Annotated in this window: 28 protein-coding genes and 1 tRNA gene; 17 read left to right on the top strand and 12 right to left on the bottom strand. The window is 63.1% G+C overall.

All coding sequences use genetic code 11. The features are described from left to right. Positions 1–6 precede the first annotated feature (6 nt). Together HWX69_RS10410 and HWX69_RS10415 are read right to left on the bottom strand one after the other, a co-directional pair. Complete coding sequence (locus HWX69_RS10410; RefSeq protein WP_178917045.1) at positions 7–306, bottom strand: DUF7577 domain-containing protein; 300 nt, start codon at positions 304–306, stop codon at positions 7–9. Positions 307–372: 66 nt separating this feature from the next. After that, positions 373–1,317, bottom strand: a complete 945-nt coding sequence (locus HWX69_RS10415) for a zinc-dependent metalloprotease (RefSeq protein ID WP_178917046.1) — start codon at positions 1,315–1,317, stop codon at positions 373–375. Between the two features lie 171 nt (positions 1,318–1,488). Here HWX69_RS10415 and HWX69_RS10420 point away from each other — a divergent pair, with 171 nt between their 5' ends. Beyond that, complete coding sequence (locus tag HWX69_RS10420) at positions 1,489–2,418, top strand: ring-cleaving dioxygenase (RefSeq protein WP_178917047.1); 930 nt, start codon at positions 1,489–1,491, stop codon at positions 2,416–2,418. A 25-nt stretch (positions 2,419–2,443) separates the two neighbouring features. Here HWX69_RS10420 and HWX69_RS10425 read toward each other — a convergent pair whose 3' ends face one another. Next, positions 2,444–2,716 (bottom strand): hypothetical protein, encoded by a 273-nt coding sequence (locus HWX69_RS10425; RefSeq protein WP_178917048.1) that lies wholly within the window; start codon positions 2,714–2,716, stop codon positions 2,444–2,446. An 81-nt stretch (positions 2,717–2,797) separates the two neighbouring features. Between HWX69_RS10425 and HWX69_RS10430 the strand changes: the two genes are divergently transcribed. The 5 genes from HWX69_RS10430 to purF all read left to right on the top strand — a co-directional run bounded on the left by HWX69_RS10430 (position 2,798) and on the right by purF (position 6,530). After that, positions 2,798–3,862, top strand: coding sequence for a M20/M25/M40 family metallo-hydrolase (locus HWX69_RS10430; RefSeq protein ID WP_178917049.1), 1,065 nt, complete (start codon positions 2,798–2,800; stop codon positions 3,860–3,862). Positions 3,863–3,920: 58 nt separating this feature from the next. Continuing rightward, positions 3,921–4,400, top strand: a complete 480-nt coding sequence (locus HWX69_RS10435; protein WP_178917050.1) for a hypothetical protein — start codon at positions 3,921–3,923, stop codon at positions 4,398–4,400. Between the two features lie 61 nt (positions 4,401–4,461). Continuing rightward, positions 4,462–4,647: an LSM domain-containing protein gene (locus tag HWX69_RS10440; protein WP_178917051.1), complete on the top strand. Its 186-nt coding sequence runs from the start codon at positions 4,462–4,464 to the stop codon at positions 4,645–4,647. Beyond that, positions 4,644–4,817: a 50S ribosomal protein L37e gene (locus tag HWX69_RS10445; protein ID WP_156708703.1), complete on the top strand. Its 174-nt coding sequence runs from the start codon at positions 4,644–4,646 to the stop codon at positions 4,815–4,817. Before HWX69_RS10440 ends, HWX69_RS10445 begins: the two co-directional genes overlap by 4 nt. Before the next feature lie 234 nt (positions 4,818–5,051). Further along, the gene (gene purF, locus HWX69_RS10450) at positions 5,052–6,530 is read left to right on the top strand and encodes an amidophosphoribosyltransferase (protein WP_178917052.1); all 1,479 of its coding nucleotides are present in this window, start codon (positions 5,052–5,054) and stop codon (positions 6,528–6,530) included. 9 nt (positions 6,531–6,539) lie between these two features. Here the strand turns inward: purF and HWX69_RS10455 are convergent, their stop codons facing one another. Continuing rightward, positions 6,540–7,103, bottom strand: a complete 564-nt coding sequence (locus tag HWX69_RS10455; RefSeq protein WP_178917053.1) for a DUF420 domain-containing protein — start codon at positions 7,101–7,103, stop codon at positions 6,540–6,542. 94 nt (positions 7,104–7,197) lie between these two features. Between HWX69_RS10455 and HWX69_RS10460 the strand changes: the two genes are divergently transcribed. Beyond that, positions 7,198–7,332: a rubrerythrin-like domain-containing protein gene (locus HWX69_RS10460; RefSeq protein ID WP_156708706.1), complete on the top strand. Its 135-nt coding sequence runs from the start codon at positions 7,198–7,200 to the stop codon at positions 7,330–7,332. 259 nt (positions 7,333–7,591) lie between these two features. Here the strand turns inward: HWX69_RS10460 and HWX69_RS10465 are convergent. Next, positions 7,592–7,676: transfer RNA gene (locus tag HWX69_RS10465), tRNA-Leu, on the bottom strand. A gap of 124 nt (positions 7,677–7,800) precedes the next feature. Between HWX69_RS10465 and HWX69_RS10470 the strand changes: the two genes are divergently transcribed. Genes HWX69_RS10470 through HWX69_RS10485 form a run of 4 tightly spaced genes read left to right on the top strand, consistent with a single transcriptional unit; the run spans position 7,801 to position 11,212 of the window. Next, complete coding sequence (locus HWX69_RS10470; RefSeq protein ID WP_178917054.1) at positions 7,801–8,301, top strand: multiprotein-bridging factor 1 family protein; 501 nt, start codon at positions 7,801–7,803, stop codon at positions 8,299–8,301. A gap of 46 nt (positions 8,302–8,347) precedes the next feature. Then, positions 8,348–9,520, top strand: a complete 1,173-nt coding sequence (locus HWX69_RS10475; protein WP_178917055.1) for an alanyl-tRNA editing protein — start codon at positions 8,348–8,350, stop codon at positions 9,518–9,520. 40 nt (positions 9,521–9,560) lie between these two features. Continuing rightward, positions 9,561–10,688, top strand: coding sequence for an acyl-CoA dehydrogenase family protein (locus HWX69_RS10480; RefSeq protein WP_178917056.1), 1,128 nt, complete (start codon positions 9,561–9,563; stop codon positions 10,686–10,688). Beyond that, positions 10,685–11,212: an HAD family hydrolase gene (locus tag HWX69_RS10485; RefSeq protein WP_178917057.1), complete on the top strand. Its 528-nt coding sequence runs from the start codon at positions 10,685–10,687 to the stop codon at positions 11,210–11,212. The genes HWX69_RS10480 and HWX69_RS10485 overlap by 4 nt, the downstream gene beginning before the upstream one ends. Here HWX69_RS10485 and HWX69_RS10490 read toward each other — a convergent pair. After that, positions 11,185–11,421 carry a DUF5822 domain-containing protein gene (locus HWX69_RS10490; protein WP_156708710.1) on the bottom strand — a complete coding sequence of 79 codons (237 nt, stop codon included), beginning with the start codon at positions 11,419–11,421 and terminating at the stop codon, positions 11,185–11,187. The genes HWX69_RS10485 and HWX69_RS10490 overlap by 28 nt on opposite strands. A 92-nt stretch (positions 11,422–11,513) precedes the next feature. Here HWX69_RS10490 and panB point away from each other — a divergent pair, with 92 nt between their 5' ends. The 3 genes from panB to HWX69_RS10505 all read left to right on the top strand — a co-directional run bounded on the left by panB (position 11,514) and on the right by HWX69_RS10505 (position 13,947). Then, positions 11,514–12,320: a 3-methyl-2-oxobutanoate hydroxymethyltransferase gene (gene panB / locus HWX69_RS10495; RefSeq protein ID WP_178917058.1), complete on the top strand. Its 807-nt coding sequence runs from the start codon at positions 11,514–11,516 to the stop codon at positions 12,318–12,320. 230 nt (positions 12,321–12,550) lie between these two features. Further along, entirely contained in the window at positions 12,551–13,378 is an 828-nt protein-coding gene (locus HWX69_RS10500) for an NAD-dependent epimerase/dehydratase family protein (protein ID WP_218644777.1), read from the top strand. After that, positions 13,375–13,947: a hypothetical protein gene (locus HWX69_RS10505; protein WP_178917059.1), complete on the top strand. Its 573-nt coding sequence runs from the start codon at positions 13,375–13,377 to the stop codon at positions 13,945–13,947. Before HWX69_RS10500 ends, HWX69_RS10505 begins: the two co-directional genes overlap by 4 nt. A gap of 230 nt (positions 13,948–14,177) precedes the next feature. Here HWX69_RS10505 and HWX69_RS10510 read toward each other — a convergent pair whose 3' ends face one another. The 6 genes from HWX69_RS10510 to HWX69_RS10535 all read right to left on the bottom strand — a co-directional run bounded on the left by HWX69_RS10510 (position 14,178) and on the right by HWX69_RS10535 (position 19,677). Further along, positions 14,178–15,323, bottom strand: coding sequence for an acyl-CoA dehydrogenase family protein (locus tag HWX69_RS10510; RefSeq protein ID WP_178917060.1), 1,146 nt, complete (start codon positions 15,321–15,323; stop codon positions 14,178–14,180). 57 nt (positions 15,324–15,380) lie between these two features. Further along, the gene (locus HWX69_RS10515) at positions 15,381–15,815 is read right to left on the bottom strand and encodes a CBS domain-containing protein (RefSeq protein WP_178917061.1); all 435 of its coding nucleotides are present in this window, start codon (positions 15,813–15,815) and stop codon (positions 15,381–15,383) included. 71 nt (positions 15,816–15,886) lie between these two features. Continuing rightward, the gene (locus tag HWX69_RS10520) at positions 15,887–16,069 is read right to left on the bottom strand and encodes a DUF7576 family protein (RefSeq protein ID WP_156709272.1); all 183 of its coding nucleotides are present in this window, start codon (positions 16,067–16,069) and stop codon (positions 15,887–15,889) included. A gap of 68 nt (positions 16,070–16,137) precedes the next feature. Next, on the bottom strand, positions 16,138–17,001 hold the full coding sequence (locus HWX69_RS10525) for an SDR family oxidoreductase (protein WP_178917062.1): 864 nt from the start codon (positions 16,999–17,001) through the stop codon (positions 16,138–16,140). 77 nt (positions 17,002–17,078) lie between these two features. Beyond that, positions 17,079–18,260 carry a bifunctional sugar-1-phosphate nucleotidylyltransferase/acetyltransferase gene (gene glmU, locus HWX69_RS10530; RefSeq protein WP_178917063.1) on the bottom strand — a complete coding sequence of 394 codons (1,182 nt, stop codon included), beginning with the start codon at positions 18,258–18,260 and terminating at the stop codon, positions 17,079–17,081. Positions 18,261–18,330: 70 nt separating this feature from the next. Further along, positions 18,331–19,677 carry a RimK family alpha-L-glutamate ligase gene (locus HWX69_RS10535; RefSeq protein WP_178917064.1) on the bottom strand — a complete coding sequence of 449 codons (1,347 nt, stop codon included), beginning with the start codon at positions 19,675–19,677 and terminating at the stop codon, positions 18,331–18,333. Between the two features lie 89 nt (positions 19,678–19,766). Between HWX69_RS10535 and HWX69_RS10540 the strand changes: the two genes are divergently transcribed. The 3 genes from HWX69_RS10540 (at position 19,767) to HWX69_RS10550 (ending at position 21,626) form a co-directional block, all read left to right on the top strand. Further along, positions 19,767–20,777, top strand: a complete 1,011-nt coding sequence (locus HWX69_RS10540) for a succinylglutamate desuccinylase/aspartoacylase family protein (protein WP_178917065.1) — start codon at positions 19,767–19,769, stop codon at positions 20,775–20,777. Positions 20,778–20,866: 89 nt separating this feature from the next. Beyond that, positions 20,867–21,259, top strand: coding sequence for a succinate dehydrogenase, cytochrome b556 subunit (gene sdhC, locus HWX69_RS10545; RefSeq protein ID WP_156709268.1), 393 nt, complete (start codon positions 20,867–20,869; stop codon positions 21,257–21,259). Between the two features lies 1 nt (position 21,260). Then, complete coding sequence (locus HWX69_RS10550) at positions 21,261–21,626, top strand: succinate dehydrogenase hydrophobic membrane anchor subunit (protein ID WP_156709267.1); 366 nt, start codon at positions 21,261–21,263, stop codon at positions 21,624–21,626.

Consider the following 21,626-nt stretch of genomic DNA (forward strand, 5'->3'; position numbering starts at 1 on the left):
TTCCGCTCAGCTCCCCAGGCGTTCGGTCGGTCCGTCGCCGCTCGCGGTCGTTTTTCCGGCCGAGAGGTCACTGATACAGCGTCGACAGAAGCGATAGGTGGGGTCGTTCGGGGCGCCGCAGGTCGGACACACCGTCCTATCGGGGCCTTCCGCGCGTGGCTCACGCTCGTGGTTGGTGGCGGGGTCGGCGGTCTGGCTCTGGCCGCTGGAGTCGGTCACCGTCTCCCGATACAGGTACAGGAGTAGGCTCATGTGGACGGCAATGAGCGCCGCGACGCCGAGCAGGAGCCACACGAGTGTGTTCATCCCTAGCACGAACTACGCTGTCGGAGTACTTATTCGTTCGGCGGGGCCGACGGTCGCCGTCGTCCGTCAGGCGACGCGTGCGAGCCACGCGTCGGGGTCGTCCAACTCTGCGTCTGTCGGGAGGTTCGCGGGGTCCTCCCAGACGACGGCGGCGCCGGCGACGCCACGCGCGTCGGCGATGGCATCGAAGAATTCCTTCCCGCGTTCGTACTGCTCGCGTTTCATTCCGAAGCCGAGGAGGCGGCGAATCAGCGCCGAAACGGGGCCGACGTTCCGTCGACGGTCGTCGAGTTTCCGCCTGAGGTCCTCGTACTCGCGGTCGAAGGCGCGGTCCATGATGAGTTCGGCGTACCCCTCGACGGCGGTCATGGTGACGTTGAGTTCGCCCAACGCCTCGCGGTCGAACTCGCCGGTGGCGAGTTTCGAGACGGTTTCTTCCATCGCGTTTTCGAGATGTGGCCCGAGCCACGGGGCAGCCCCGAACTCCGCGGCGTGGGCGACCTCGTGGAAGGCGATCCATCGACGGAACCGGTCGCGGTCGACGTCCAGCACCGTCGCGACCGACTCGATGTTCGGGTGGACGAAGTAGAGTTCGTGGTCGCCGTCGCCGAGCAACAGCGGGTCGTACTGTCCGAGGACGTTGTTCGCGAGGAAGCCGAGCGTCAGCGCCATCGACCCGGTGTTCGCAGAGCGTGCCAACGACGGCGCGAGCGAGGCCTGTTCCTCGAGCGGGCCGAGCAGTCGCTCGAAGGTGGCGAGATTGGCGTCTATCCAGTGGTGGCGATTCTGGACCTGTACGCTGTAGGGGAGGTCGAAGTCGACGCCGGCGGCCTCTCGAATGCTGTCGCGGGCGTCCGCCACGTCGTCGGCGTACCCCTGATGTTCGGCCTCGGAGAGGGTCAAATCGCCCGGTTCGGTCGCTGCGCGGGCGGCGTTCCCGACGGCACTCCAGTCCACCGGTCCTTCGCCCTCGGCATCGGCGACCGCACGGACGGCGCGAAAGAGACTCACAGGACTGCTAGCCGACGACACGGCAAAGAGTTTCCGGGTCGGCACACTCGACGACGCCCGGGGAATACTCGATACCAGACCCCCACTGGTAACACCGCCGTCACCTGATTGCGTCGGCGTGCGCGAACCGATTTAACCCCACAACTCGTAACCAGGTAACACGAGTAAACTATGCCCGCACCCATCTCCGGACTACACCACGTGACGGCCATCGCCAGCGACCCCGAGGAGAACGTCGACTTCTACACCGACGTACTCGGGCTCCGGCTGGTGAAGAAAACCGTCAACTTCGACGACGTGACGACGTATCACCTCTACTACGGCGACGAAGTCGGCTCCCCGGGAACGATTCTGACGTTCTTCCCGTTCGGCGTCGGCCAACGCGGGTCGGTCGGCCGAGGACAGACCTCGGCGACGGCGTTCGTCGTCCCCGAGGGGAGTCTCGACTACTGGCAGGAGCGCTTCGACGACTACGGGGCCGAGTACGATGCCGTCGAGGAACGCTTCGAGGAGCGCGTCCTCCCGTTCTACGACCACGACGGCCAGCCACTGGAGTTGGTCACCGGTGCCGCCGACATCGAACCCTGGGACGGAAGCGACGTACCGGCCGAACACGCCATCCGCGGATTCCACGGCGTCACGCTGCTGTCGGCCAATGCCGAGGCAACCGTGGACGTACTGGAGACGATGGGGTACGAACGCTTCGAGGCGACCGGCCATCGAACCCGATTCGCGGCTGCGGGCGACCGCGCGGCGTTCGTCGACGTACTCGACGACCCGGAGGCGTCGAGCGGGATGCAGGGCGCGGGCACCGTCCACCACGTGGCCTTCCGGGTCCCCGACGACGACGCCCAGATGGCGTGGCGAGAGGAACTCGCCGAGACGGGACTGCGCGTGACGCCACAGAAAGACCGGCGGTACTTCCGGTCGATTTACTTCCGGGAACCCGGTGGCGTGCTGTTCGAGTTCGCGACGGACGGGCCCGGATTCGATGCCGACGAACCACTCGCGGAGTTGGGGTCGGAGTTGAAGCTCCCGCCGTGGCTCGAAGCGGACCGCGAAACCATCGAGCGCAGTCTTCCGCCGCTGTCGGCGGACTGATACGGACTACAACTGTCCGACGAGTTCAGGCGTCGATATCGTCGATTTCTTCCACGTCATCCTCGAACTCGAACGTCGACTCCTCGTCGTCGAGAACCTTCGTCTTGACCACGTAGGCGACGGCGACGAGGAAGACGAGCCCGACGATGGCGGCGATGGCGCCCCCTTTCTTCGACCCGGAGGACTCTTCGAGTGGCTCGTCGGCGGCCGAGACCTCCTTTTGGCCGCTGTCGTACCCTTTCGTCGCGCTCAACTCGGAGTCCGTGAAGTGAACCTCGAGAAACGTGAATTTGGCCATACTACACCTTCGCCGGAGAGGAACTTATAGGTTGATACGGCCGGTCGAGACGTTCTTGTGTCTGCCCGTCGGTTCGTGGATATGGACGACGAACGGCGAGCGTTCCTCGAGGCGTTGCTGTCGACTGCGACCCCCTCGGGGTTCGAGACGGCCGGACAGCGACGGTGGCTCGACTACGTCGAACCCTTCGCCGACGAAACGCGCGTCGACGCCTACGGGAACGCGGTCGCCGTTTCCGAGGGCACCGGCGACGGGCCGTCGATTGCGATCGCCGGCCACGGCGACGAAATCGGGTTGATGGTCCGGGACATCACCGACGATGGGTTCCTGAAACTCTCCAGTATCGGCGGCTCTGACAAGACGGTCACCCGCGGCCAGCACGTCCGGGTTCATACCGCCGAGGGGACGCTCAACGGCGTCATCGGGCAGGTGGCGATTCACCTCCGGGACACAGCGAGCGACGAGTACGACGAAATCAACGAACAGCACGTCGACATCGGCGTCGAGGACGGCGACGCCGCGCGGGAGTTGGTCGATATCGGCGACCCCGTGACCTTCGACACGAACATCGCCGAACTTGAGGGTGACCGACTCGCGGCCCGCGGGATGGACAACCGCGTCGGTATCTGGGCTGCGGCCGAGGCGTTCCGTCGGGTGGCCGAGACGGACCACGAATCGACGGTGTACGCCGTCTCGACCGTCCAGGAGGAAATCGGCCTCAAGGGTGCCAAAATGGTCGGGTTCGACCTCGAACCGGACGCCGTCGTGGCGACGGACGTGACCCACGCCACCGACCAGCCGGAATCGCCCGGCGACCGCTCGACGGGCATCGAGTTGGGGGCGGGACCAGTCGTCGCTCGCGGTAGCGCCAACCACCCCAAACTCGTCGAGGCGACTCGAACAGTTGCGGAAGACGAGGGCATCGACGTACAACTGCAGGCCTCGGGCAGTTTCAGCGGCACCGACGCGGACGCCTTCTACACCACTCGGGGTGGCATCCCCTCGCTGAACGTCGGCCTGCCGAACCGCTACATGCACACCCCAGTCGAGATGGTCGACCTCGCTGACCTCGAAGCCGCCGCCGAGTTGCTCGCGGTGGTCGCCGTCCGTGCCGAGTCGTTCGCGCCGTTCACCGCCGACGTGTGAACGAGGGGGATGTGGACACGACCCAAACCACGATACGCCGGGCGCCGCTGGATTGGGTATGAGCTCAGATTTGGGGAACATGCTCCGGATACTACAGGTGCTCCGAGACGAGGGGTTCGTCGACGCGCTGACCGACGTCGAGCGTCTGGTCGCCGACGTCGACGAGCGACTGGAACACGTCGAACAGGTGGAGAACGATGCCGAACGGGCGGTCCGGGATGCGGAGGCAGCTCTCGATGCCGTCGACGACCGACTCGAGCAGTTCGACGAGATGATATCGCTGCTCGAGGCGAAAATCGAGGCGGCCTTCTCGATCGGATTCTTCTTTTTTGCTATCGACCGGTGGACGGCCGACGACCCGTTCCTGGCGCTCGGATTGTTGTTCATGGGCTTGCTCGGTGCGTCCTCGCTTGCGGTGACGGTTAGACGGCTGCCGCAGGTGCGTCGGCTTCGGAGCGTCGGTCGGTACGCGACGAACCGTCTCGAAAGCACCGACGACCGGATGGACGACGAGGAAGACGAAGGGAAAAGCAAGTGAGTACGGCCCGAACGTGACCGTACCCGGTGCGTTTATACTGTCGGGGCGTGCTCCGTCCAGTATGACCGACCGACCCCTCGACGTGCTCGAAGAGACCCTTGGTTCGGAAGTGAGTGTGACGCTGAAAGGCGGCGAGGTGTACGACGGCATCCTCGCCGGCTACGACCAGCACATGAACCTCGTCTTGGAGGAAGGCGACAACGTAACCATTATCCGCGGGGATAACCTCGTCTCGATACAACCATGACTGGAGCCGGGACCCCGAGTCAGGGGAAGAAGAACAAGACGACACACGTGAAGTGCCGACGCTGCGGCGAGAAGTCCTACCACTCGCGGAAGAAGGTCTGTGCCTCCTGTGGATTCGGCAAGACCGCAAAGCGTCGAAGCTACGCGTGGCAGTCCAAGCAGAACGAGTAACGAACGACCGACGCTTTTCGCTTTCATTTCCCGAGTAGCCGCAGCTCCGGTCTCCTCACGTCCTCCTGAGACAGCACCGGCCGTCGAACTTCCGCTAGCCTCTCGACTGTGGGTGTGTCGAGGGACCCACGGCGCGGCGCTGTTGTTCACAAACGTGTATATGCACGTCCGTGACTACCCGCATATCACGCACGATGGAGTGGGTTTTTACGCGTGGCCGTCAGAGAATCGTCCATGCCAGACGGGCGGCACACGGAGGGGCCGACGGAGAAATGCGGCGTGGTCGGCGTCTCGCTTGACGGGCGAGACGCGGCGCGACCGCTGTACTACGCACTGTACGCGCTCCAACACCGGGGCCAGGAGTCGGCGGGTATCGTCACCCACGACGGCTTCCAACAGCACAGCCACGTCGAGATGGGGCTGGTCGGCGACGCCTTCGAAGAGGGCGACCTCGAAACGCTCAACGGGTCGACGGGCATCGGCCACGTCCGCTACCCGACGGCCGGCAGCGTCGACTCCAGTTGCGCACAGCCGTTCTCGGTGTCGTTCAAATCCGGGTCGCTCGGCTTGAGCCACAACGGGAACCTCGTCAACGCCGAGGAGGTCCGGACGGAACTCGCCGAAAGCGGCCACGCCTTCACCAGCGACGGCGACACCGAGGTCATCGCCCACGACCTCGCCCGGAACTTATTGGAAGCGGACCTCGTTCGCGCCGTCAAGCGGACGATGAGCCGCATCCACGGCTCCTACGCGCTGACGATTACCCACGACGACACCGTGTTGGGCCTACGTGACCCTCAGGGCAACCGACCCCTCTGTATCGGAAAGCTCGACGACGGCTACATCATCACCTCCGAATCGGCCGCCATCGACGTTCTCGACGGCGAGTTGGTCCGGGACGTCCGACCGGGCGAACTCGTCGTGTTGGGTCCCGACGGCGACGGCTTCGACTCCTATCAACTCGTCGAACAGGAGAACACGGCTCACTGCTTCTTCGAACACGTCTACTTCGCGCGCCCGGACTCCCGCATCGACGGCAACCTCGTCTACGACGTTCGGCGCGAACTCGGCCGCAAACTCTGGGAGGAAAGCGGTGTCGAAACCGACGTGGTGCTCCCGGTGCCGGACTCCGGGCGGGCCTTCGCCTCCGGGTACGCCGAAGCGGCCCAAGAGGACGACGCCGACGTGGAGTTCGCCGAGGGACTGATGAAGAACCGCTACGTCGGCCGGACGTTCATCATGCCGACACAGGACGCCCGCGAACGGGCGGTCCGTCTCAAACTCAACCCCATCCGCGACGTGGTCGAGGGGAAAACCGTCACCGTCATCGACGACTCCATCGTCCGCGGGACCACCTCGACGCAGCTAGTCGAGTTGCTCAACGACGTGGGCGCCGAGGCGGTCCACATGCGCATCGGCGCACCGGCTATCGTCGCCCCGTGTTACATGGGCATCGACATGGCCTCCCGTGAGGAACTCATCGCCTCGGGGAAGGACACCGACGACATCCGCGAGGAAATCGATGCGGCCTCGCTGTCGTATCTCTCCATCGACGCCATCGCCGAGGCGCTCGACGAGTCCCGCGCGGACCTCTGTCTCGGCTGTGTGACGGGCGAGTACCCCTACGACATCGACGGAGAGTCGACCGACCGCGACGTAGTTCGTCCCACCATCGACGGCGCCCAGGCCGGCGTCGCCAGCGACGACGACTGACGCCGTCCGTCAGTACACGTGATACAGCAGCGCGTAAATCACGATCCCCATGCTGAAGGAGATGAGCCACAGGCTCGCGGCGATGCGGCCGGCCTTGCGGTGGGCGGTTTCGTAGATATCGGCGACTGGGCGGGTGCCGGCGACGAGTAGCGCATAGAAGACGAACGGGACACAGACGATAGCCAGCGCGATGTGGACGAAGAGTATCGGCAGATACGCGTAGGTGTAGACGACTTCCGGCCCGGCGAACTCGCTGGGGCCGAGGAGCGCGACCCGGTAGAGATACAGCGCGAGAAACAGTGCGAACAGTCCGAAACTGCCCACCATGAGTCGTCGGTGTCGCTCAACGTTCTCCCGCCGAATCGCACGGACGCCGAGGGTGATGGTGCCGATGGCGAGGAGGCTAATCACCGCGTTGACGTGTGGAATGGCCGCAAGAAGCGCTTCGGGTTGCGGGAGCGACTCGACAGGTAACACTTGAAGGACGGCGCCGAACACGAGCGCCAGCGACACCGCCGTCAACAGGGCCGTTAGGGCGGGGACGTGTTCCCTGGCCCACGTCTGGGTTTGCATACGTCTAATTACGTCGGTCGTGTGGATAGATGTTGGTGGTTTTCTACGTGGTATGATAACGTTTAACATATAACGGGGTTAATGAGCCACCGGTATGCGAGGGGCACAACCGGACGAGGACACGCTGTACGAGTGTATCGACTGCGGTGACCGCCAGACGGACCCGGAGGGGCGGCTCTGTTCGTGCGGCGGCTACCTCAAGAACATCGGCGTCAGCCGCGGCCTCTAACCGTTTCTCGCTAGCACCGACGCTGGTGGGTGTAGCGTCGGTCGGATGATGCGTGGGCTGTCTTCGAGCACCCGCACTGTGTACGGCGACGGTGAGTCGCCAGCAGTGCGTGGGACCGGATTTTGAACTACGCCGGAGAACCTGCTCGCTCCGCCCCCAGAACCTCCGTCTACTTCAAATCCGGAGCCATCGCTGTTTATTTTGTTTTGTGAGAAGTTTGCGTGGGTGCTGTCTTCGAGCACCCGCACTGTTGTGACAGTGCGTGGGACCGGATTTGAACCGGCGGACCTCTACAGGACAGCGCCCTCAACGCTGCGCCGTTGGCCTAGCTTGGCTACCCACGCACGGCGTGTCTTGCTGCAATTCCTCGTAAACCGGGGTACGATAAAAGGGCTTTCCTTTGGACTGCGTGCGGGCGACCACGCCGCGGAGCGTCGGGTTCAAGTACGTTCCAGCAGCACATAGGACATGGCGAAATACTCGACCGGCGGAGTCGGGGGGGACTCCAGCGGCGCCTGCGAACTCTGCGGGGCCGAGGACCGCGACCTCCAGACGGCGACCGTCGCCGGCGCGCGACTCGAAGTTTGCAGCGAGTGCGCCCACCACGGCGAGGAGCCCGACCGAAAGAAATCGGGCAAGCGAGACGACCAACGCGGCGAAAGCCGCAAAAAGAAAGCCGCACAGAACGTCGCCAAGCTCAGCGACGCACAGAAAGTCGACCACGACTGGGAGGAGGGAACCGACTACGAGGACGACCCGCTCCCGTATCTCGTCCGAGGCTACGGTGACGTGCTGGAAGACGCCCGACAGGACGCCGGCCTGCAAACCGACGAACTCGCCGCGGAGTTGGAAATAGAAGAGGACGACATCGTCGCTGTCGAACAGGGCCGGGCCGCCCGCGCCAACGTCGGCGGGTCGGTCATCGAGGCGCTCGAAGAACGACTCGGCATCGAACTCGCAGAGGAGTAACTCGGCTTCCGACCGGCTTTTGTCTCCGAGCGTTCTGTCGGTAGCTATGGCACCCGTTACCGCGGCCGAGGACCCGGAAACGCTCGCCTTCGAGACGACCGTTCGGGACGGCGGGAACGAGGTCGTTCTCGAAGAGACGTACTTCTACCCCGAGGGCGGTGGCCAACCGGCCGACCGTGGGACGCTCGGCGGACTGACGGTCCTCGACGTACAGCAGCGCGGCGACGATGTCGTCCACGTCGTCGACGGAACGTTGGAGGCGGGAGAAACCGTTCATGGTGCTATCGACCCCGATTTCCGGCGGTACTGCATGCGCGCCCACACCGCGAGTCACGTGTTGTACGGTGCCGGCCGTCGCCTCTTCGACGAGTTGGGCTACGGCGGGTTCGGCATCACACCGGAGAAAGTCCGGGTGGACTTCAGTACACCGACCGACATCGACGACGAGACGCTCGTCGAACTCGAACGGCTGGTCAACCGCTGTGTCTGGGACTCCCGGGACGTGACGTGGAGCCGACAGCCGCAAGCGGAGGCACTCGACCGCGATGACGTAGCGTTCAACACCAAAACCGAAGAGGGACTCACCGACGAGACGGTCCGTATCGTCGAAATCGACGGGTGGGACGCCGCCGCCTGCGGCGGGACGCACGTCTCGAACACGCAGGAAATCGGGCCCGTGACCGTGCTCGGCCGGTCCAACCCCGGCGAGGGGTTGACCCGGGTAGAGTTCGCCGTCGGTCCCGAGGGAATCGACCGCCGGGCGGCGGAAAAAGCGGCTGCACTCGACGCCGCGGAAACGCTGGGGACGGCGCCGACCGACCTTCCCGAGGCAGTCGGCCGACTCCGAGAGGAACGCGAGGCGGTTGCCGCCGAGCGCGACGCGCTTCGAGAGCGCATCCTCGACGCCAGCGTCGCCGACATCGCCGCCGAGCGCTTCGAACGCGACGGTCGGACGTGGGCGGCGGGCGTCGTCGACGCCGATGCGAACGCCCTCGCCGAGCGGGTCCGGGACCGCCCCGAGGGCATCGAGGTACTCGTCTTGGCGACGCCCTCCGGACAGCTCGCGGTCGGGACGGGCGAGGGATGTGATGCGGGCGATGTCGTCGCGACACTCACCGACCGCTTCGGTGGCGGTGGGGGCGGCTCCTCGGAGGTGGCACAGGCCGGTGGCCTCGACGCCGACGGCTCGACGGTCGTCGATTCGCTTCGGGACGACTGACGGGCGGACTACTTTTGGCACTCGCGTCCAACGTGGTGGCATGGAACTCTCGCCCGAACAGCAAGCCATCCGGGACACCGTCCGCGAGTTCGCGGTCGAGGAGATACGACCGACGGCCCGCGAAGCCGACGAAACGGAGACGTTCCCCGAGGAGGTCTGGGACGGCCTCGCCGAGATGGAACTCACCGCGATGACGATACCCGAGGAGTACGGCGGTCTCGACGTCGACGGCCTCACGTACGCCATCGTCAACGAGGAAGTCGCCTACGGCCAACTGGCCGTCGCGACGGCGCTGTCGGTACAGACCCTCGTGACCTCCTGTATCGCCGAGTTCGGCGACGAAGACCAGAAGGAGCGGTGGCTCCCCGATATGGTCGAGGGCCGACCCGTCGGCGCGTTCGCGCTCTCGGAGCCACATGCCGGGTCGAACCCCGCCGAGATGTCGACGGCGGCACGACGCGAGGGCGACGAGTACGTCATCAACGGGACGAAACAGTGGATAACCAACGGCGTGCGGAGCGACGTGGTCGTGCTCTTCGCGAAGACCGACCCCGAGGACCCTCGGACCGTCACGCAGTTCATCGTCCCGAAGGACGCCAACGGTCTCGAAGTCGGCAAGAAAGAGGAGAAACTCGGGTTGCGGGGCAGCGACACGACGACACTCGTCTTCGAAGACGTTCGCATTCCCGTCGAGAACCGCCTCACGCCGGAGGGCCGGGGCCTGTCGGCGGCGCTGTCGATTCTCACCGGTGGCCGCGTCGGCATCGCGGCCCAGTCGGTCGGCCTCGCCCAATCCGCACTCGACCTCGCAATCGATTACGCTCACGACCGCGAGCAGTTCGACGGCCCCATCTCGGACATCCAATCGATTCGGCACAAACTCGCGGAGATGCACGCGAAGACACAGGCAGGCAGACTGTTGACCTACGAGGCTGCCCGAAAACTCGACGACGATGCACCGCCGTCGATGGCCGCAAGCACCGCGAAGTACGTCGCAAGCGAGAACGCGATGGACGTGACCAACGAAGCCGTCCAGATTCACGGCGGCTACGGCTACACGACCGACTTCCCGGTCGAGCGACTGTACCGCGACGCCAAGATTACGACCATCTACGAGGGGACGACCCAGGTTCAGAAGAAGGTCATCGCCCGCGAACTGCTGGAATGAACACCGGCCACGAGACGGTCATCTTCGACCTCGACGGAACGCTGGTCCGCCTCGTCGTCGATTGGGAGGCCGTCGCCAGCGACGTAGCCGAGACGCTCCGAGAGCGCAACGTCGCCCCGCCCGAGAGCCTCTGGGGGATGTTGGAAACGGCGAACGAGACGGGGCACAGGCCGGCGGTCGAAGCGGTCATCGCAGGGTACGAACGCGACGGCGCCCGGGCCTCAGAGCGATTGCCGGCGGCCGACGCCGTCCCGGAGGAACCGGTCGGCGTCTGTTCGCTCAACTGCGAAGACGCCTGCCACATCGCTCTGGAGGAACACGGAATCGACGGCGTCGGCGCCGTCGTCGGCCGAGATACGGTCGCCACCGAGAAACCCGACCCGGAACCGCTGTTGGAGACGGTTCGTCGACTCGACGGCTCGCCCGAATCGACGCTGTTCGTCGGCGATACGGTTCGTGACGAGCGAACCGCCCAGCGGGCTGGCTGTTCGTTCAGTTACGTCTCCGAGTGGCTCCGGGCGTAGAGGAAGACGGGAATCCCGATACAGAGCCACACGACCGCGCCGACGCGGATGGCGAAGTTCGCCCGCTGAGTCCACGTGTCCAACCCCACGAACACCGACAGCGCGGCGACGACCGGTGCGCCGACGACGATGGTGAGCACGAAGGTCACCTGCATCACCCAGCCGTAGTCGACGCCCTCGGGGTCCGTCGTCTCCACCTGGGTCGGCATAGAACCGAGTCGGTGTCTCGGCGGGTAAGCCGTTACGGTTCCGGCCTCGTTCGATGGGAGCGTTTAACCGCCGCCGCGATGGATTCGGAGGTATGCGAGCGAAGGACATCCGAGCGAAGGCCGGCGAGGAGCCTATTACGATGCTGACGGCCTACGACGCGCCGACCGCCCGACTGGTCGACGAGGCGGGCATCGATATGACGCTGGTCGGCGATTCGGTCGGCAACACTCGGCTCGGATACGACTCGACCCTTCCGGTCACCGTCGACGAGATGGCCAGCCTCACCGCATCTGTCGCCCGGGCGACGGACGAGGCCCTCGTCATCGCCGACATGCCGTTTCTCTCCTACGGCGCCGACGAGGCCGACGCCATCGAGAACTGCGGGCGGATGCTGAAAGAGGCCGACGCCGACGCCGTCAAACTCGAATCCGGTCCGCACACGGTCGATTTGACCCGCCGGCTCACCCGCCTTGGTATTCCGGTGCAGGCGCATCTCGGGTTGACGCCACAGCGCGAAAACGAGACGGGACTGTTCCGACAGGGGACGAGCGAGGAGTCGGCCCGCCGGATTCTCGATTTGGCCCGCGAACACGAGGCAGCAGGTGCGTTCTCGCTCGTCTTGGAGCACGTCCCGGCGAACCTCGCCGAGGCGGTCACCGATGCCATCTCGATTCCGACCATCGGCATCGGTGCCGGCCCGCACTGCGACGGACAGGTGCTCGTCGTCGACGAGGTCATCGGGCTCTCCGAGCGGACGGCGCCGTTCTCGAAGGCCTTCGGCGACGTACGTAGTGAGATGCAGAGCGCGATTTCGGAGTACGCCGAGGCCGTCGAAAGTGGTTCGTTCCCGGCCGAGGAACACAGCCACTACGAGGACGAAATCGAGGACGTGTACTGATAAGTTGATTTGTTACAGCCCCGTCGTTGGTTAGACGGTTTTCACTTGGTGTACGAAAATCACTCCTCAGATTCGGTTAATGCAGTGGATTACATATCGTTCACCGAAATTAGCCACGTGTGAGAGACAGTCAGCAGTAGTTAATCGTCTCTCGTCGTAATTCGATGGATGGCTAGGTACACCACCATAGAGACACACAATTAATACCATCCCCTATTAACGAATTTCACATGGACGATGTCCTGATGACTGGAGCATTCGGCCGTGTCGGGACTGCAGTTATTGAATATTTATCAGACGAGTATTCTTTTGATTATCTTGACCGAAATGAGAACAACGATTATCCGTCAGTTACAGCCGATATTGCGGACTTGAAAGACATCCAGCCAGCGTTCACAGGACAGGACGCAATTGTTCACCTTGCGGCGGACCCATCTACCGAGGCAAGTTGGGACTCGGTTCTTCGAAACAACATCGTTGGTACTTACAATTGTCTCGAAGCCGCTAGGCGTGCAGAAGTCAACAGTTTCATTTTTGCTTCTTCTAATCATGTCGTGGGCCAATACGAAAACAATCTCTCTCCCGAGTTATATGACCAAGGGCACGGCATTGTTTTGGACCACACGACCCCTCCACGTCCTGATTCGTTCTACGGTACATCAAAACTATTTGGTGAGTATTTAGGACGACAGTATGTGGATTCTTTCGATTACCCAAAGCGTTTCTACGCTTTGAGGATTGCTAGTGTACGAAGTCCGGAGTACGACCATCCGTATGGTGATGCTGAGCGTGGAGTTGACTCTGGTGAATTTGATCGCGGGAGTGAAGATTATAAGAGAGCAGTAAAACGAATGAAAGCGACCTGGAACTCTCGAAGAGATATAGCTCAGCTCGTCGAATGTTGCCTATCTGACCAATCAGTAAACTTTGATATATTTTATGGAGTTAGTAATAATTTAAATCGCTGGTTTGACTTAGAACATGCCCGTGCTATCTTAGGATATTGGCCAGAGGACAGCGCTAACGACTGGATTGAGCCTCCTGAAAATAAATCATGACGTCGCCACCTGATCTCTCGTCAGATGACAACCGTGACCCACTACAAGATGTCTATGAGCAATACTGGTGGCATGCCCGACACGTTGAAAATCAAGTGTGGTCATACACACGCGTATGGGCCCTCGTCCTTACAGCGATTTTTACCATCACTGGCACCAACCTTCCGGATGATGCAAAAGCAACTGCGGCCCTATTTGGAGGGTTACTCTCCCTGCTTGGATTTTTTATTGTGTATTCGTTGCGAGTCCCGTTCTTAGCTTTCGCACTAAAATCCGAACTAATCGCAATCAATGAATTCGGGCTTGAGCCAGGATACCGACGATTCTTCGAGAACGGGCTAGATTTTCGAGAAGACAAGAGCATAGACATACCAGAGATATTAATGCTGATATACGGCCTTGTTAGTGTGGGTCTGGTTTTTATCTCAGTATATATCTGGGTCGGCTACGTTGCGGGTTTCAGTATTAGTGGAATTCTTGCAACTACACTCGTGATAGCCTATTTGAAGCTAATCCGACCGAAATTCACCGAGGAGAAACGGAAAGTATACACTCAGTTTGACGACTAAAATCGGGTTCATTTGTAAGGAGGTGTGTTAGATGACTACACTAGTGGCTAGTGTTGCATAGTAGACTGCCCAACTCTTGACTACTCCCCTTACGAAATGTATGTTCTGTACTCAACACAGCTCTCTGAGAATCTACACTGATGAGCGGTTCTCTGGTGGTTAATAAGCACCCGTACTGACCGCGAGTTTCAGATATATCCCAAATAAAGAAACCGCACTACCGTCTACGATTACTCCTGAAGCTCCCGTGCGATGATGTTCTTCTGGATTTCCGTCGTTCCTTCGTAGATTTGGGTGATTTTGGCGTCCCGATAGAACCGCTCGGCGTCGAAGTCGTCGACGTACCCCGACCCACCGTGAATCTGGACGCACTCGTTTGCGTTCTTGACGGCGACCCGGGAGGCGAACTCCTTGGCCATCGACGCCAGCGTGGTGAGCTGTTCGTCCTTGTGGTCGACCGACCATGCCGACTTGTAGGTCAACTGCCGTGCGGCCTCGCACTCGGTGTGCATATCGGCGAGTTTGTGTTGAATGGCCTGGAAGTCGCCGATGGGGCGGCCGAACTGCTCGCGTTCCTGGGCGTACTCCAGAGCGCGCTCCGCGGCGCCCTTCGCGATGCCGACGCCCTGAGCGGCCACCTGCGTCCGCGTTTCGTCGAAGAACTGCATCTGCTGGAGGAAGCCGGCGCCACGGGTCCCGACGAGGTTCTCCTCGGGGACGCGGACGTCGTCGAGGACGAGTTCGGCCGTGTCGGAGGCGCGAATCCCCATCTTGCCCGTAATCTTGTCGGACTCGAATCCGTCGCGGTCGGACTCGACGACGATTTGTGAGAAGCCATTGTAGCGGCCGTCGGCGTCGGGGTCGGTCTTACACAACACGACGAAGAAATCGCCGATTGACCCGTTGGTGATCCACATCTTGTTGCCGTTGATGACCCACTCGTCGCCGTCCTTTTCGGCACGCGTGCTCACGCTCGACACGTCAGAGCCGGTATCGGGTTCGGAGATGGCCGACCCACAGATGGCGTCGCCGGAGGCGAGGTCAGGCAGCCACCGTTCCTTCTGGTCTTCGGTGCCGAAGGCGATGATGGCCTCGCTCCCGAAGGCGGTGCCGAGGATGCTGCCACCGATGCCGGGGTCGGCGGCGTACAACTCCTCGACGATGAGCGCCACGTCGAGCATCTCGTAGCCGGCGCCGCCGTACTCGATGGGAATCTGTGCGCCACACAGTCCCATCTCTGCACCTTTCTCGATGAGGTCGAACGGCGCCTTCTCCTCGCGGTCGTACTCCGTTGCGACGGGACGAATCTCGTTGTCGGCGAAGCGGCGGACCTCCTCGCGAATCTGTTGCTGCTCGTCGGATAGCTCGAAGTCCATACTCTACACTGTGACCGATGTATGATAAAACTCCGTACTAGGTTTACAGTGTTAGCGCTATTCCCATTCGCCGTCGACGAAGTCGGTTTCGGCCTGTCGAGCCATCTTCAGCTGATAGCTCGGGAGGTACAGCGCGAGGTCGGTCGTCGTGATGATGCCGATGGCCTTGCCCCCCTCGACGACGGGGAGTTTCTTGACGCCGTTGTGGCCCATCCGCTCGGCGGCGACTTGCAGGGTCTCCGTGGGTCGTGCGGTGACGACGGGGTCGGACATCAACTCCGAGACAGGCGTCGAGGGGTCGAGTTCAGCTCCGACGGCCGCGACGATATCCCGCTCGGTGACGATGCCTTCGAGTCGGTCTTCGCCGACGATGAGCGACCCGATTCCCTTCTCGTCGAGGATGCGGGCCGCCTCGGCGATAATCGCATCGGGTGACACCGTCTCCACGGGTGAGGTCATCAACTCCTCCACGTTCGTGTCTTGCTCGGCCATGTTTTCTACTCCGAGCGGACGGCCATAAGCCTACGGCCTACCGAAAACCAGAGCACCCAGCAGTCCTCGATTCAGGTGGACCACGCTTCCCGACAGTCGTCGTCACAGAAATGAGCGGTGTGGACGCGGTCGTCCTCGACCCACGTGATGACGCGGTGGGTCGGTTCGCTCACTATCGGTTCGTCGCACACCTCACATCTCGGCGCATCGTCCTCGGTGACGTCCTCACCGAGGTCCGAAGTCGGGTCTACCATCTTGTCGTACGGTTAGTAGGCACCCATATGAACGATTATGTTCACGCAGGCGGTGCCAGGACCTCCCGTCACTCCGGGCGTTCGTAGCTCGGGTCGAACATCTGGGCCGACATCGGTGCCGGGTCCCCTTCGGTGAGGTTGTACTTCGAGAAGTCCTCGACGCCGACCTCTCGGAGCAGGTCCTCGTCGTAGACGGCGTTGCCCGTATACGAGGCGGGGTCGCGGCTGAGTATCTCCAGAACGGTGTCGGAGACGATTTCGGGCGTCCGCCAGTCGTCTTCGGTGCCCATTCCGAAGTACCGCGTCGCCCGCGTGTCGATGGCGGTGACCGGCCAAAAGGAGTTACAGCCCACCTCGTGTCCGCTGAGTTCCGTCGACAGCGACAGCGTGAGGAACGACATCCCCATCTTCGACCACGCGTACGGTGCCTCTCCCGGCGCGCGGTCGACGGTGACCGGCGGCGCGTTCGTCAACAGCCACGCGTTGTCGACCTCTTTGAGGTGGTCGAGGAAGGCACGGGAGGTGAGATACGTCCCGCGGACGTTCACGTCGGTCAGCAGGTCGAAGCGGTTCGCCGGCAGGTCCTCGACGTTCGCGATTTGGATGGCGCTGGCGTTGTTGATGACGATGTTGACCTCGCCGAACTCCTCGATGGCCTCCTCGGCGGCGGCCTCGACGGCCTCCTCTTCGCGGACGTTCAACTGGATAGGGTGGGCCTCGACGCCCTTCTCGCGGCACTCACGGGCGGTCTGTTCGATGGTCCCTTCGAGGTCCTTCTCCTCGCCGTAGTCGTCGTTCTCGCTGGTCTTGCCCGTCGAGACGATGTTACAGCCCTGTTCGGCCAAGGCGAGGGCGATGGCTTTGCCGATTCCGCGGGTCGTTCCGGTGATGAATGCGGTCTGTCCCGAGAGGTCGGGCTTTTCGAGCGTCATACCCCGCACGTTCGCGGCAGTGAACTTAAAACCCGATTAGTCCGGCAACGATTCGGGCGCCACGCAGTCTCGGCACCTCACCGGTCCCGAGTGACCGACTCCCCGGGTTCGGTTCGGGCGTTCGCCGACAGCACGACGCCGGGTGAGAGGCTTGTGTTGATGGCGGTCTTCACGTTCGGCCCGGCGACGACGCCGTACTTCCGGCGGCCCGTCGAGACGCGGTCGCCTTTCACCGTCTGTTTCACGTCCGACCCGTCGTGTCTGAGATTGGCGACCTGCGTTCCGGCACCGAAGTTCACGCCCGGTGCGAGCAGGCTGTCGCCGACGTAGGAGAGATGCGGCACGTTCGAGTCGGCCATCACGACGGAGTTCTTCAGTTCGACGCCGTGGCCGACGTGACAGCCCTTGCCGACCAGCGTCGCCCCGCGGATGTAGGCGTTCGGCCCAACGTCGGCTTCCGACCGGACGAGCGCCGGCCCTTCGATGACCACGCCCGGTTCTATCGTCGCACCTTCCTCGACGACCACGTCTCCGCGGAGTTCGGCGTCGCCGCGTACGTCGCCGTCGACGCGGCCGTCGAGTTCGCCGAGTTTCCACTCGTTGGCTTCGAGCAACTCCCAGGGCCGGCCCACGTCGAGCCACCGCGACAGCGTCACCGCCGTCACGTCCGCGGTGTCGATGACTCGCGCCACGACGTCGGTTATCTCGTACTCGCCGCGGTCGCTCTGCGGCACGTCGAGATGTGACAGTGCCGCCTCCGGGAACGCGTAGGCGCCGGCGTTGGCGAGGTTCGTCGGCGGCGCTTCGGGTTTTTCGACGATGTCGGTCACTCGGTCGCCGTCGACCGAGAGGACGCCGTAGTTTCGTGGGTCCTCGACTTCGATGGCGGCGATGGCGGGAGCAGCGTCGAACAGTTCCTCGACACTCTCTGGGTCGTAGAGGTTGTCGCCGTTCAGCACCGCGAAGGCGCCGTCGAGGTGTTTCCGTGCCGCTCGGACCGCGTCGGCGGTCCCGCGCTGTTGCTCTTGGACGGCGAAGGAAACGTCGACACCGCGGTATTCGTCGCCGAAGTACTCCCGGACGGCGTCGGCTTCGTAGCCGACGACGAAGATCAGGTCCTCGGCGCCCGCCTCGACCGCCGCGTCGGCGGTGTGGGCACACAGCGGCCGGTCGGCCACCGGCAACATCGGTTTTGGAACCGTCTCGGTCAGCGGGCGCATTCGGGTCCCCTCGCCGGCAGCGAGGATGACTGTCTGCATAGCAAAGGCGTCGGCGGCAAGGGGGAAAAACCGGACGGTTGGGCCGCGGGTTGCTGTCAGTCGTGGCGCCTTACTCCTCTAGGATGTCGTCGGCGGCCGGTTCCGGTTCGTCGTCGTCCGCGCGGCGCATGACGTCGACGTGGTAGTGCTGGAGGATGTCCCGGCCGAGCAACAGCGGGTAGTCCATGTGGCTTCGGTCCTCGACGCTGGCAGTGACGGTGTGTTGGGTGCCGCCGATGCCGACCACGAGGTCGACGACGGGGCGGGACCGACCGCTCTTGACGCTGCCCGATTTGATTTTGACGATGTCCTTGATCGGGCCGGTACCGATTTCGGCGGCGAGGTGGGCGTCGATGCTCGTCCGAGTCGCGCCGGTGTCGGACTTCGCGAGCACCGACTTCGTGCCGCTGGTCCCCATCACGACGACGTCCTCGACGTAGCCGATGACGACCGTTTTCGTCGGCCCGGGGGCTTGCTTTCGCGGCATACACGCCGGTCTGGAGTCGTCGAGGTTCGCCGACAGTTCGTACACCCGCTCCTCGTCGACCTCGCCGCCGGCACGCTCGATGGCGAGGCGGGCGATGTGCGGTGCCGGCGAGCGCCCCGTCGCCTCGAACAGACCCTTGAACCCGGCGGTCGGGTTGACCTCGAGGACGTAGTAGCCGTCATCGCCCTCGACGATGTCGACGCCGGCGTAGTCGAGTCCGACCACGTCGGTCGCCCGTTCGGCAATCGTGACGACTTCCTCGGGGAGGTCTTCGGTCGCGTCTTCGACCGATCCACCCAGGGCGACGTTCGTCCGCCACTCGCCTTCCGGTGCGTAGCGGTTCATCGCGCCGACGACGCGGCCGCCGACCGTGTACACTCGCAGGTCGTGGTGTTGCTGTTCGTCGTGTTCGATGAGTTCCTGGAGGAACGCCTGTCGGGACCCGACCATCGAGTTGACGGGGTCGTCGGTGTCGAGTTTCCACGTCCCGCCGCCGTGGGTCCCGATTGCGGTTTTGTAAACGACTTCCTCGCCGAACTTCTCACGGCGACTGTTGAGCGTCTCTCCCGACAGCGCCAACAGCGCGTCGGGAACCTGAATGTCGGCTTCGGCCAACGCCGTCCCCGTCGCGAACTTGTGAATCGCGGTCATCGTCGACGTTGGGGTGTTCAACATCGGCCGCATCCGGTCGAGCATCGTCGCCAGTCCGAGTGCCTCCGCCGGCTGTTCTTCCTTCGAGAGCAACAGTCGATTGACCACGATATCGACCTCGGGTTCCAGCGTCACTTCGCCGTCCTCGATTTCGACGACGGTGTTCTCTTCGCGGAGCCACTCGGTATCGTATCCGAGTTGCTCGACCGCGTTGAGTATCGCTTTCGACTCCTTCGAACTGTGAAGGCTGAGAACGCCGACAGTGAGGTCAGAAGACATACTCCTACTCCAGTCGGTTTCGGCAAAACGCTAACGGTCGACGCTCCGCGAGTGCGGGGCCTTTTATATCCCTATCGCCTGGGTGGGGTATGTCGGAACCGTTCACGTACGACGGTGGGTCGGTCGCCCCCGGGGAGATAGCAAACGTCCGCTACACCGTCAGCGAAACGTACCTCGGCGACCCGGTCCGCGTTCCCGTCACCATCGTCAACGGCGAGCAAGACGGGCCGACTCTGTTCCTCTCGGCGGCCGCCCACGGCGACGAACTCAACGGCATCGAAATCGTTCGCGAGGTCGCCCACGAGTGGGACCACTCCGACCTCCACGGCACGCTCGTCTGTCTGCCCGTCCTCAACGTCCCGGCGTTTATCGCCCAACAGCGGTATCTCCCCATCTACGACCGCGACCTCAACCGATCGTTTCCGGGCGACGATGCCTCGACGAGCGCGAAACGCATCGCCGCACGCATCTTCCGAAACTTCATCGAGCCCTGCGATCTCGGACTGGATTTCCACACCTCGACGCGTGGCCGAACCAACATGCTCCACGCCCGTGCGGATATGGAACACGGCGCGGTCGCACGCCTCGCCAACGCCTTCGCATCGAACGTCATCATCTCGACGCAAGGTCCGGAGGGAACGCTCCGCCGGGAAGCCGCCGACGCGGGGACGCCAACCGTCACCGTCGAGTTGGGCGAGGCTCACCGCTTCCAGCGCCCCCTCATCGACGAGGCCCTCGAGGGCGTCCTGTCGGTGATGGCCGAGTACGGAATGCGTGACACCGAGACGGTGAAGTGGCCCGGCTGGCGGACCGTCATCGACGGCTCCGACGAGAAGACGTGGCTCCGGGCCGACGCCGGCGGACTCGTCGAGATGCACCACGACCGTGGCTCGCTCGTCGAGGAAGGCGACCGGGTCTGTACCATCACGAACCCGTTCAAGACCGACTCGACGGTCATCCAGGCCCCGTTCACCGGCTTGCTCGTCGGCGTTCTGGAGAACCCGCTGGTGTACCCCGGCAACCCCCTGTGTCACCTGGTCAAACTCGACGAGGTGACCCTTCGGGCGATTCGCGGACGAAAACTCGCCGACCGGGCCTGAGTGGTGTCGGTGAGTTGCCCGGTTCAGTACGGTGGTAGACGTTCGCAGAAGGTAACTACTATACCACCGCGGACCCGACCCTACCGTGCATGAGTCAATCGTACGACCGAGGTCTGATAGAGGACTTCGGGCGGTGGCAGGAGTTCTCCGCCGGCATGTGGGCTTGGATTTTCCACAAGTTCACCGGCTGGGTGCTCATCGGCTACCTGTTTACGCACATAGCCGTGTTGAGCACCTCGACGGTGGATGGGGCCACCTACACGATGACACTCCAGAGTCTGGAGAGTCTTCTGGTGGTCCGAATCCTCGAGGTCGGCCTGCTCGCAGTCGCCGTGTTCCACATCCTCAACGGCGTCCGCCTGTTGTTCGTCGACCTCGGTGTCGGCCTGGAATCGCAGGACAAGGCGTTCTACGCCGCACTGATAGTTTCCGCGGCCATCACGGTCGCGAGTATTCCGACGTTCCTCGTGGGGGCATTCTGAGATGGCTGACTACTACTCCTCGTTCGAACCGAAGGGGACGCGGTGGCTGCTCCAGCGGCTCACCGCAGCGTTCCTCGTCGTCGTCTTGGCGTATCACTTCATGCTGCTGCACTTCGTCAACCACGCAGCGGAAGTGACCATCGCCGGGACGACCGCCCGGATGAGTCAGGTCGGCTACTTCATCACGATGGTGTCGTTCCTCGTCGCCGGGACGTTCCACGGCGTCAACGGCGTGTACAACGCCCTCGTCAATCAGGGCCTCGAGGGAACCCCGAAGACGGCCGTCAAGTGGCTGCTCGCCGTCGCCGGTGTCATGCTCGTCGTGCAGGGCATCCGCGTCGCAATCGCCATGACGAACCTCATCTGA

Origin of the sequence: Natronomonas gomsonensis, from assembly GCF_013391635.1 — an archaeon.
Lineage (GTDB): Archaea > Halobacteriota > Halobacteria > Halobacteriales > Haloarculaceae > Natronomonas > Natronomonas gomsonensis_A.

What these genes read in the sequence shown, in the direction of transcription:
- HWX69_RS10430 (WP_178917049.1), top strand. Translation starts at nt 2,798, where the DNA reads ATGGACGACGAACGGCGAGCGTTCCTCGAGGCGTTGCTGTCGACTGCG.
- purF (WP_178917052.1), top strand. Translation starts at nt 5,052, where the DNA reads ATGCCAGACGGGCGGCACACGGAGGGGCCGACGGAGAAATGCGGCGTG.
- HWX69_RS10410 (WP_178917045.1), bottom strand. Translation starts at nt 306, where the DNA reads ATGAACACACTCGTGTGGCTCCTGCTCGGCGTCGCGGCGCTCATTGCC.
- glmU (WP_178917063.1), bottom strand. Translation starts at nt 18,260, where the DNA reads ATGCAGACAGTCATCCTCGCTGCCGGCGAGGGGACCCGAATGCGCCCG.
- HWX69_RS10520 (WP_156709272.1), bottom strand. Translation starts at nt 16,069, where the DNA reads ATGGTAGACCCGACTTCGGACCTCGGTGAGGACGTCACCGAGGACGAT.
- HWX69_RS10540 (WP_178917065.1), top strand. Translation starts at nt 19,767, where the DNA reads ATGTCGGAACCGTTCACGTACGACGGTGGGTCGGTCGCCCCCGGGGAG.
- HWX69_RS10470 (WP_178917054.1), top strand. Translation starts at nt 7,801, where the DNA reads ATGGCGAAATACTCGACCGGCGGAGTCGGGGGGGACTCCAGCGGCGCC.
- HWX69_RS10515 (WP_178917061.1), bottom strand. Translation starts at nt 15,815, where the DNA reads ATGGCCGAGCAAGACACGAACGTGGAGGAGTTGATGACCTCACCCGTG.
- HWX69_RS10535 (WP_178917064.1), bottom strand. Translation starts at nt 19,677, where the DNA reads ATGTCTTCTGACCTCACTGTCGGCGTTCTCAGCCTTCACAGTTCGAAG.
- HWX69_RS10445 (WP_156708703.1), top strand. Translation starts at nt 4,644, where the DNA reads ATGACTGGAGCCGGGACCCCGAGTCAGGGGAAGAAGAACAAGACGACA.
- HWX69_RS10490 (WP_156708710.1), bottom strand. Translation starts at nt 11,421, where the DNA reads ATGCCGACCCAGGTGGAGACGACGGACCCCGAGGGCGTCGACTACGGC.
- HWX69_RS10420 (WP_178917047.1), top strand. Translation starts at nt 1,489, where the DNA reads ATGCCCGCACCCATCTCCGGACTACACCACGTGACGGCCATCGCCAGC.
- HWX69_RS10500 (WP_218644777.1), top strand. Translation starts at nt 12,551, where the DNA reads ATGGACGATGTCCTGATGACTGGAGCATTCGGCCGTGTCGGGACTGCA.
- HWX69_RS10505 (WP_178917059.1), top strand. Translation starts at nt 13,375, where the DNA reads ATGACGTCGCCACCTGATCTCTCGTCAGATGACAACCGTGACCCACTA.
- HWX69_RS10525 (WP_178917062.1), bottom strand. Translation starts at nt 17,001, where the DNA reads ATGACGCTCGAAAAGCCCGACCTCTCGGGACAGACCGCATTCATCACC.
- HWX69_RS10425 (WP_178917048.1), bottom strand. Translation starts at nt 2,716, where the DNA reads ATGGCCAAATTCACGTTTCTCGAGGTTCACTTCACGGACTCCGAGTTG.
- HWX69_RS10455 (WP_178917053.1), bottom strand. Translation starts at nt 7,103, where the DNA reads ATGCAAACCCAGACGTGGGCCAGGGAACACGTCCCCGCCCTAACGGCC.
- HWX69_RS10550 (WP_156709267.1), top strand. Translation starts at nt 21,261, where the DNA reads ATGGCTGACTACTACTCCTCGTTCGAACCGAAGGGGACGCGGTGGCTG.
- HWX69_RS10475 (WP_178917055.1), top strand. Translation starts at nt 8,348, where the DNA reads ATGGCACCCGTTACCGCGGCCGAGGACCCGGAAACGCTCGCCTTCGAG.
- HWX69_RS10480 (WP_178917056.1), top strand. Translation starts at nt 9,561, where the DNA reads ATGGAACTCTCGCCCGAACAGCAAGCCATCCGGGACACCGTCCGCGAG.
- panB (WP_178917058.1), top strand. Translation starts at nt 11,514, where the DNA reads ATGCGAGCGAAGGACATCCGAGCGAAGGCCGGCGAGGAGCCTATTACG.
- HWX69_RS10485 (WP_178917057.1), top strand. Translation starts at nt 10,685, where the DNA reads ATGAACACCGGCCACGAGACGGTCATCTTCGACCTCGACGGAACGCTG.
- HWX69_RS10460 (WP_156708706.1), top strand. Translation starts at nt 7,198, where the DNA reads ATGCGAGGGGCACAACCGGACGAGGACACGCTGTACGAGTGTATCGAC.
- HWX69_RS10440 (WP_178917051.1), top strand. Translation starts at nt 4,462, where the DNA reads ATGACCGACCGACCCCTCGACGTGCTCGAAGAGACCCTTGGTTCGGAA.
- HWX69_RS10435 (WP_178917050.1), top strand. Translation starts at nt 3,921, where the DNA reads ATGAGCTCAGATTTGGGGAACATGCTCCGGATACTACAGGTGCTCCGA.
- HWX69_RS10510 (WP_178917060.1), bottom strand. Translation starts at nt 15,323, where the DNA reads ATGGACTTCGAGCTATCCGACGAGCAGCAACAGATTCGCGAGGAGGTC.
- sdhC (WP_156709268.1), top strand. Translation starts at nt 20,867, where the DNA reads ATGAGTCAATCGTACGACCGAGGTCTGATAGAGGACTTCGGGCGGTGG.